Genomic DNA, 6327 nt, shown 5'->3' with positions numbered 1-6327 from the left:
AGTGATTTCGCGTATTGCCATGGTCGTTTTTATGCATTTCATTTTGTCGAGAAGAGAGCAATTGAAACAGTATTTCCACGATTTCAGCTTTGACGAAATCAAGAAGGAAATGATTAAAAAGATTGTCAATCTCGGTTTGCCGTCTGCAATGCAAATGTTGTTCGAAGTGGTACTTTTCACCGCCGGAATCTGGCTTTGCGGCAATATCGGAAAAACGAGTCAGGCAGCGAATCAAATTGCGTTGAGTTTGGCTTCAATGACGTTTATGTTTGCAATGGGATTGAGTGTGGTTTCGATGATTAGAGTCAGTAACCAGCGTGGTTTAAATGATTATAGGCAATTGATAGTAGTGGCGCGTTCCATCTTTTTATTGGCCATTAGCATTGAAATTATCTTTGCCGTAATGTTTGTAGCACTGCATCAGGTTTTGCCTTATTTGTTTTTGAATATGGAAAATCAAGCCCAATTGTTAGACAATCAGGAAGTGATTACGATTGCGGCCAAATTGCTTTTAGTGGCAGCTATTTTTCAAATCTCTGACGGAATACAAGTTGTGGTTTTGGGAGCTTTGCGTGGGCTGCAGGATGTTAAAATCCCAATGTACATCACTTTTGTGGCTTATTGGATTGTTGGCTTTCCAACTTCGTATTACCTCGGGATTAAAACGGATTTAGGCGCGGTAGGTGTTTGGATTGGTTTATTAGCCGGACTGACAGCGGCTGCTTTTTTCCTTTTTATCCGATTCCATTATTTGACCAAAAAATTGGTTTCAGAAAATACTGCTCAATAATTTGTAACTAAGCTCACATAGTTGCGTATAATCACCGTACAATTTAAAAACTTACAATATGATATTTTCAATTATTATTGGTGTTATCTTAATTATTATTAGTGTTACGTTGAAAAGCAATGCCAGCCCGATTTCTAAATTTTCCCCACTGCTGAGAATTTTTGGTTTTGTTGTCATCTTAATCGGATTGTTGTCTTCGGTATTCAAACAAATTGATGCCGGTAAAGTTGGCGTGAAGTCGCTTTACGGTAATGTACAACCCGATGTTTTGGAAAGTGGTTTGCACATGGTAAATCCACTTTTGGACATTACTATTTTTGACACCCAAACTCAAAACTATACCATGTCAGCCATTCACAGTGAAGGCGCACAGGAAGGTGATGATGCCATCAGAGTCCTGTCAAATGACGGTTTGGAAGTGGTAATTGACTTGACCGTTTTGTATCGGGTGATGCCAAGCGAAACGCCAAAAATCCTGAAAGGAATTGGAGTTGATTATAATGATAAAATTGTACGTCCGGTAACGCGAACCCGTATTCGGGACAACGCGGTTTATTATGATGCCGTGGCTTTGTATTCAACAAAAAGAAATGAATTTCAACAAAGAATTTTCCAATCTATTGAACAGGATTTTAAGAAAAGAGGTTTGGTGTTAGAGCAACTTTTAATCCGAAATATTAATTTGCCAACTTCGGTAAAAGCGTCTATCGAAAGTAAAATCAATGCCGAACAAGATGCTCAAAAAATGCAGTTTGTCTTGCAGAAAGAAAAGCAGGAAGCCGAGCGTAAAAGGGTAGAAGCACAAGGTATTGCCGATTACCAAAGAATTATTTCAACTGGGTTAACTGACAAACAATTACAATACGAACAAATCAAAGCACAAAAAGAAATCGCGACATCTGCTAATGCCAAAGTTATTTTTATGGGCAAAGGAAGTGCACCGGTTATCTTGTCGGATAAATAGTTTATTCGTTTATTTGCTTATTCAAAAATAAACCACATGCAATTACCAAAATTTGTACTAGCTGACAACTCTGATTTTCCGGATGATATTTTTGTCATTCACCTTGATTTCCCTCGTTTCATTATCAATTTAAAAGATGATGAAGTTGAGTTTTTAGAAGATTTGGAAGGGGAGGACGAAACCGAATTAGAATCTGAAATGGAGCATTTAATCACGTTGGCCGGAGAATTCTACGATAAAGAAATGGAAGGCTACGAAGAGTAGTTTTTCGTTTTCGTTTACAGAGCAGTTTTTAGCTTGGATTTCCCAAGTTGGAAACTGTTTTCTGCTTTTAAGAAAAACCATTTTTCAAGGCATACACGGCCAAGCCTACACGGGTTTTCAGTTCCAGTTTTTCAAACAGATTGTCCCGATAGCTTTCAACGGTTCTTGGGCTGCAGCACATTAATTCCGCAATTTCTTTATAACTCATTTCGGTAATGGTGTATTTCAAAAACTCTTTTTCTCTTTCCGTAAGTTTGGATATAGAGCTACTGGTTGTGCCGCTCATATTGGAATAAATAATTTTGGAGGCCCAATCAGGATAAAAGAATCCGTCATCCACAAGTTTGTTGAGTGCTATTTCAAGGTCGCGCGGATGAGTGTTTTTTAGTAAATAACTTTTGGCTCCGTTTCGAATCATTTTGATGACACTCTGCTCGTCATTTTGCATGCTCAGCGCCATGATTTTTATTTCCGGAAAGTTCTCTTTTAGCCACAGTGCTGTTTCAAAACCATTCATTTCCGGCATGCTGATGTCAAGCATAATAATGCCCGGGATGATTTTTGAGGTTTTTATTTTATCGATAAGTTCTTTGCCGTTTTCGCATTCAAAAACGACTTCAAAGTTTTCAAAGTTTGAAATGATTCCCTTTAGTGCTTGGGCTATAAGGATATGATCGTCTACTATGGCAATGGTATTTTTCATTTAAAGCGGTAGGGTTACGGTTATTTTGGTGCCCACATTTAGTTTACTTTCCAATTTAAAATTTCCGTTAAGCATTTCTGTTCGTTTCTTCATGTTTTTTAAACCTATTCCATTGGAATAAATCTTACTGTCATCAAAGCCTTTCCCATCGTCAACCAATATAAGGCCTATGTTATTTGAGGAAGTACTTAATTGCAAAGTTAGATTTTTACACTCGGAATGTTTGATGCTGTTCTGAAAAAATTCCTGGGCTATACGAATCAAAATCGCTTTCGACTGATAACTCAAATCAATGTTTTTAGTATTGCTGATAAATTTAACGGAACATAAATTCAGTTTGCGCACTCGTTCACATTCGTCTTCAATCAGTTTGTTAATACTGTTTTTTTCTATAGAATTGTCGGTCAGCGATTTGCTCAATTCCCTCATTTCTGCCAATGACTCATTAATAAGGATGCTAATATTGTCAATATTGTCTTTTATATTGGGCGCTTTATTTTCGTGTTCCAGTTGTTGGGTATATAAACTGGCCAAGGTAAGTTTTTGACCAATATTGTCGTGGATTTCTTTGCCAATGTATTCCATCGTTTGTTGCTGCATCTCTATTTTAGTGGTAAATAGTTGTACTTCATGCTGATGTTCTACCTCTTGTTTTTCTTTATCGACTATAAAATATTTGTAAATAAAAGCTCCGATAAAGCAAATGTTTTCAAAGAAATAGCCATAACACAAATACTGAAAACCAGTATAAACACTTGTTTTGCCATTTACGGTTGAGTCCCAAAGCGCTAAAAAACCGGAAACAAATAGAAACGTCGTTGCCAAAAATAAGTACCGGAAGTAAACAATTTTCAACTCTTTACCGATATGATAATAAAACAGTATCGCAATTAGATAAATCATGATTCTGGTTGCCACAAAAAACGAAAAACTTAACCTGACAAAATCAGGAAAAGCAAACATGATTATAAAATACAAAACGGTAAAACCGATAAAGAAGTAATACGCTTTTTTTAGTTTTTTATAGGTAGCATTCTGCAATACCATGGCATGATAAATGAACGAACAAAACAATAATGCACTCAGCATTTGCCAGCCGTCAACTAGTAGTTGCATGATATTGCGGCGTAACGTTTTTACCGGAAAATCACCAGTGTCCTTAACGTAAACCGTGATGACAAACAGTAAAAGCGTTACAATATACAAACTGTAATACCGATAAATTTTAGATTTAAAAAAGTAATTCAGATACGTACTGGTAAATCCAACCAAGGATAAAAACCCAATAGTAAAAAAACAAAGACCAATAAAAAAGGGGTCATTTAAAATCATGCTAAACTTTTTATCCGGTCAAGTAGCGAACGATCTGACCAAAAATAACCTTAAAATTTAATTAATCTGCAAAGTAACTCTAACCACAATCAAAAAATACCGCCGGATGCCCATATTTATATCCGTTAAATAACGGTATTTTTTTAGGTTAATCCAACATAGTAAATATAGTTTTTTACCCATAGAGAGTGAATAATAATATCATCAAATTTGTGATGTTATGAGGATACAATGCTCTTCCTTAAAAGAGAAAAACACTCTAGATACTGAATAAAGAAAATAAATATTGTGGTTTATTTGAGTTGACTCCTTAAGCCGGCTTGTGTTTGCCCGCCGGCTTATAGGGCAACAACTGAAAAAGGAATTACAATTTTATTAGAGCAAATAATAGTAAAGTTGAATTAGTTAGTTAAGTTTAAAAATCCCAAGTTATCAGCTCGGGGTTTTTTATTTAAAATACTTTTCCAATAATATCTGGGCCGCGGCAAATGGGGAAATCTCATCATTTTGCACGGCTTTTTTAGTTTGCTCCAATAAGTGTATGATTTCTGAATGCTGATAGAAATTGGATTTCAACTGTTCATTAATGGTCTCCATCATCCAAAACTGATTCTGTTCTTTTCGTTTTTCTTCGAAGTAATTATTGGTCTTTACCAATTCCAAATAATTGGAAATCGTTTGCCAAACGTCATCAATTCCGGTTTTCTCGTAAGCACTGCAAGTTGCCACAGTTGGTGTCCATCCTGAGTTTTTAGCCGGAAATAAATGTAGCGCCCGGTTGAATTCGGTTTTGGCCAATTTGGCTTTAGCCACATTATCACCATCGGCTTTGTTGATGACAATCGCATCTGCCATTTCCATAATGCCGCGTTTTATGCCTTGTAACTCATCACCGGCACCGGAAATTTTTAGCAACAAAAAGAAATCGACCATGCTGTGCACCGCGGTTTCGCTTTGGCCCACACCAACAGTTTCAATGATGATCGTATCAAATCCGGCCGCTTCACAAAGAATAATGGTTTCGCGGGTTTTGCGAGCCACACCACCAAGCGTTTCTCCCGAAGCACTCGGACGAATGTAAGCGTTCTCATCTTTGACCAATTCTTCCATCCGGGTTTTATCGCCTAAAATACTGCCATGAGAAATGGTGCTACTCGGGTCAACCGCCAACACCGCTACTTTTTTACCTAAGGAAGTGAGATAAGTTCCAAAAGCTTCAATAAAAGTACTCTTCCCAACTCCGGGAACACCTGTAATTCCTATTCTGACGGATTTATTAGCATGCGGTAAACATGCGTTGATGATGTCATTGGCTTTCGCCAAATGAGTAGCATTGGTACTTTCTACCAAAGTGATGGCACGACTCAAGGCAACTTTGTCTTTTGCTAAAATGCCTTCAATCAAATCCTTAGCGGAAGGTTGCACTTTGCGCTGTTTTACAATTTTCGCCATAGAAGCCGTACTGAAAACTTCCGGTTGCGGAATGCCGTCTTTTTCTGTTAACGCGGAGGAATGTGGTTTTTTTACTGACACAAGAAAAAATTAGTGAAGTAAAAATAAGGAAAAGTGCGCAATGTTCATGAAGAAATAAGCATTGCGCACTTTTAAGAAGGTAAATTAATAAGCTGCCGTAAAACGAACTTGATGGTGTTTTGGATTTTCAGCTTCGTCAGCAATAACAACCGCTAAGTCTTCTACAGATAAAATACTTCTTTGATTGGTGTCAAAAACAGGATTGTCCAAGCCCAAACGATATTTCCCCGTTCTTCCGGTAGTAATGCCTTGGTGCATTTCGAATGCCGGACTGAAGAAAGCCCAATCCAATTCGGTTTCTTCTTTAATAATAGTCAGATAATCCCTTGCCGCCGACGCTCCAGCGTAATATTCTTTTGGAAAATCGGGAGTGTCAACAGCTTGTACATTTGGTGCTACAAACAAACTTCCGGCTCCACCAATGGTAATGTAACGTTTAACTCCTGACTTTTTCACCGCTTCCTGTATGGCTTTTGAACCGGTTATAAAATCATCATAGATGTTGGGGTTTGTCCAACCGGAATTATAGGCGCTGATTACCAAATCGTTTCCTCGTAAAGCACTGGCCAGTTCTTCTGTATTCAAAACATCAGCCTGAACCCATTTTACAGTTTCCGATGTTTTCGGATTTCTGGCAATGGCGGTTACTTGATGACCCCGATTTACAATTTCATTTAAAATGTTTGAGCCAACAAATCCTGTCGCTCCAATAATGGCTACTTTCATAATGCTTAAATTTAT

At 37.5% G+C, this 6327-nt stretch carries 7 protein-coding genes; 3 read left to right on the top strand and 4 right to left on the bottom strand.

From position 1 onward, the window contains the following. The 3 genes from V7D82_RS08135 to V7D82_RS08125 all read left to right on the top strand — a co-directional run. The coding region (locus V7D82_RS08135) for an MATE family efflux transporter (protein WP_333600479.1) at nt 1-790 on the top strand (790 nt) is incomplete at its 5' end. Between the two features lie 58 nt (nt 791-848). After that, on the top strand, nt 849-1754 hold the full coding sequence (locus tag V7D82_RS08130; protein WP_333600478.1) for a prohibitin family protein: 906 nt from the start codon (nt 849-851) through the stop codon (nt 1752-1754). 36 nt (nt 1755-1790) lie between these two features. Next, a complete protein-coding gene (locus tag V7D82_RS08125; protein WP_333600477.1) occupies nt 1791-2018 on the top strand; it encodes a hypothetical protein in 228 nt (75 codons plus the stop codon). A gap of 67 nt (nt 2019-2085) precedes the next feature. Here the strand turns inward: V7D82_RS08125 and V7D82_RS08120 are convergent, their stop codons facing one another. The 4 genes from V7D82_RS08120 to V7D82_RS08105 form a co-directional block, all read right to left on the bottom strand. Further along, entirely contained in the window at nt 2086-2721 is a 636-nt protein-coding gene (locus tag V7D82_RS08120) for a response regulator transcription factor (RefSeq protein ID WP_333600476.1), read from the bottom strand. Next, nucleotides 2722-4053 (bottom strand): sensor histidine kinase, encoded by a 1332-nt coding sequence (locus V7D82_RS08115; RefSeq protein WP_333600475.1) that lies wholly within the window; start codon nt 4051-4053, stop codon nt 2722-2724. Nucleotides 4054-4500: 447 nt separating this feature from the next. Then, nucleotides 4501-5586, bottom strand: a complete 1086-nt coding sequence (meaB, locus tag V7D82_RS08110; RefSeq protein WP_333600474.1) for a methylmalonyl Co-A mutase-associated GTPase MeaB — start codon at nt 5584-5586, stop codon at nt 4501-4503. 84 nt (nt 5587-5670) lie between these two features. Continuing rightward, complete coding sequence (locus V7D82_RS08105) at nt 5671-6312, bottom strand: NAD(P)-dependent oxidoreductase (RefSeq protein WP_333600473.1); 642 nt, start codon at nt 6310-6312, stop codon at nt 5671-5673. Nucleotides 6313-6327 lie beyond the last annotated feature (15 nt).

This window comes from Flavobacterium sp., from assembly GCF_036741995.1.
GTDB lineage: Bacteria > Bacteroidota > Bacteroidia > Flavobacteriales > Flavobacteriaceae > Flavobacterium.
This window is presented reverse-complemented; position numbering and strand designations above follow the sequence as displayed.

Excerpts from the sequence above, each read along its gene's own strand:
- V7D82_RS08130 (WP_333600478.1), top strand. The coding sequence starts at position 849 with ATGATATTTTCAATTATTATTGGTGTTATCTTAATTATTATTAGTGTT.
- V7D82_RS08125 (WP_333600477.1), top strand. The coding sequence starts at position 1,791 with ATGCAATTACCAAAATTTGTACTAGCTGACAACTCTGATTTTCCGGAT.
- V7D82_RS08120 (WP_333600476.1), bottom strand. The coding sequence starts at position 2,721 with ATGAAAAATACCATTGCCATAGTAGACGATCATATCCTTATAGCCCAA.
- V7D82_RS08115 (WP_333600475.1), bottom strand. The coding sequence starts at position 4,053 with ATGATTTTAAATGACCCCTTTTTTATTGGTCTTTGTTTTTTTACTATT.
- V7D82_RS08105 (WP_333600473.1), bottom strand. The coding sequence starts at position 6,312 with ATGAAAGTAGCCATTATTGGAGCGACAGGATTTGTTGGCTCAAACATT.